2 protein-coding genes are annotated in these 1729 nt (G+C 72.8%); one reads left to right on the top strand and one right to left on the bottom strand.

The window, feature by feature from the left end; translation table 11 throughout:
* Positions 1-208: 208 nt before the first annotated feature.
* On the bottom strand, positions 209-598 hold the full coding sequence (locus tag IH13_RS0134015) for a hypothetical protein (RefSeq protein WP_031090659.1): 390 nt from the start codon (positions 596-598) through the stop codon (positions 209-211).
* 184 nt (positions 599-782) lie between these two features.
* On the opposite strand from IH13_RS0134015, the gene IH13_RS0134010 reads away from it, so the two are divergent.
* A partial coding sequence (locus tag IH13_RS0134010) for an ROK family transcriptional regulator (RefSeq protein WP_031090656.1) occupies positions 783-1729 on the top strand: 947 nt, incomplete at its 3' end.

The following is a 1729-nucleotide window of genomic DNA, read 5'->3' as shown; positions in this document are numbered from 1 at the left end:
GGACCGGCTGGTGCCCGCCGTGGGTGAGGAGTCCGGCCGGCAGCTGACCGCCCGTCCCGTCCGGGTCCTCGCGGAGCGGCTCGGACGCGAGGCGGTGGCGTTCCCCGGTGGGCATGTCGGCGTCGTCCAACGCCCCGCCGCCTTCGCGGCGATGCTCCGCGGGGTGCTGGGCGGCTGACACGGGCGGGGCCCCGGCGACGGTGGCGGACTACAGGGCCCCCTCGGGCCCCTCGTCCCCGTCACCGTTGGCGCTCAGTTCCTCGGCACGCAGGGCCAGGTCCTGCAGGACGTCGGTGGAACTCACGTCCTGCTCCCCGGAGTCGTGCACCTGGGCGAGGGCGATGAAGGCCAGGGTGAAGGCGCCCACCAGCTGTTCCACGGCGCCACCCACCTCGCGGCCGACCAGGAGGGCCACCTCCTCGACCGAGGCGTCTGCGGAGATGGCGATGTGCGGCATCGTCTCGTTGAGGAGCGTGGTCACGATGCTCCCGCCCGCGTCCGCACCCCCTCCGTCCGCCTCCTGTTCGGCCTGGCGCTGCATCTCCCCGGCCTCCGTGAGGATGCCGATCACTCGCTTGAGGACTTCGCTCTGCTCCATACGGTGAGCATATGCGCCGGGGCCTCCCGTATCCGATCGCGGGAGGGCGGTGTCCCGGCCGGGCGCCGGGGTCCCCGCTCCGGCCCCGGGGGAGACGGTTTAAATCAGGAGGCAATTTAAGCACTGAGAGAAGGGCGCGGGGTGCGGCCCGGCCAGGGTATGTTGCCGGTACGAAGGGAGCATCATGGCTGAGCGCAGCAGAAGGACCGTGCGAGACCTGCGAAGGGGGAACCGGGCAAGGGTCTTGCAACGGTTGTACTTCGACGGGCCGCTGAGCAGGCAGGAGCTGGGTCCCGCGACGGGCCTGAGCTCAGGCTCCATCAGCAACGTCGTCGCGGAACTCGCCGCCGAGGGCCTCCTTCAGGAGGCGGGGATCGTCGACTCCGACGGCGGGCGTCCGCGTACGCTGCTGCGCGTGGCCCCGGACGGCGGGCTGTTCGTCGGTATCGACATCGGGGAGACCCGGGTGCGCATCGAGCTCTTCGACCTCTCCCTCACCGAACTCGCCCGCACCGACCGCCTGCTGGCCCAGCACGGCTACGACGTCGAGCGGATCGTCGGCCATGTGCGTACCGGCGTGTCGGACGTCCTGCGCGACGCGGGCGCCGACCCCGCACGCCTGCTCGGGATCGGGATCGGCGTTCCCGGCATCATCGAGCGGGACGTTCCGGAGGCCGCGGGAGGACCGGGCGCCGTCGTGCACGGCCCGACCATCGGCTGGAGTGCCGTCCCCTTCGAACGGCTGCTCCGGGCCGCCGTGGACGTACCGCCGGAGGTGCCGTTCTTCATCGACAACGGCGCCCGGACCCTCGGCCAGGCCGAGATGTGGTTCGGCGGAGGCAGAGGGGCCCAGTCCGCCGCCGTGGCACTGATCGGCTCGGGCGTCGGCGCCAGCGTGAACCGGGGCGACGTGCTCGACCAGGACCTCTCCGACGCGGCCCTGGAATGGGGGCACACCACCGTGCAGTTGCGCGGGCGACGCTGCCGGTGCGGGTCCATCGGGTGCCTGGAGGCCTACGCCGGAGCCGAGGCCATGCGGGAGCGGTGGCACGAGGCGGGGGGGCCGCTGCCCGAGGACACCGACGACGAGACGGCCCTCGCCGCGCTCCTGGAAGCCGCCCGCCCCGGCCC

The sequence above is a fragment of the Streptomyces sp. NRRL WC-3549 genome (assembly GCF_000721935.1).
GTDB lineage: Bacteria > Actinomycetota > Actinomycetes > Streptomycetales > Streptomycetaceae > Streptomyces.
This window is presented reverse-complemented; position numbering and strand designations above follow the sequence as displayed.

Excerpts from the sequence above, each read along its gene's own strand:
- IH13_RS0134015 (WP_031090659.1), bottom strand. The coding sequence starts at position 598 with ATGGAGCAGAGCGAAGTCCTCAAGCGAGTGATCGGCATCCTCACGGAG.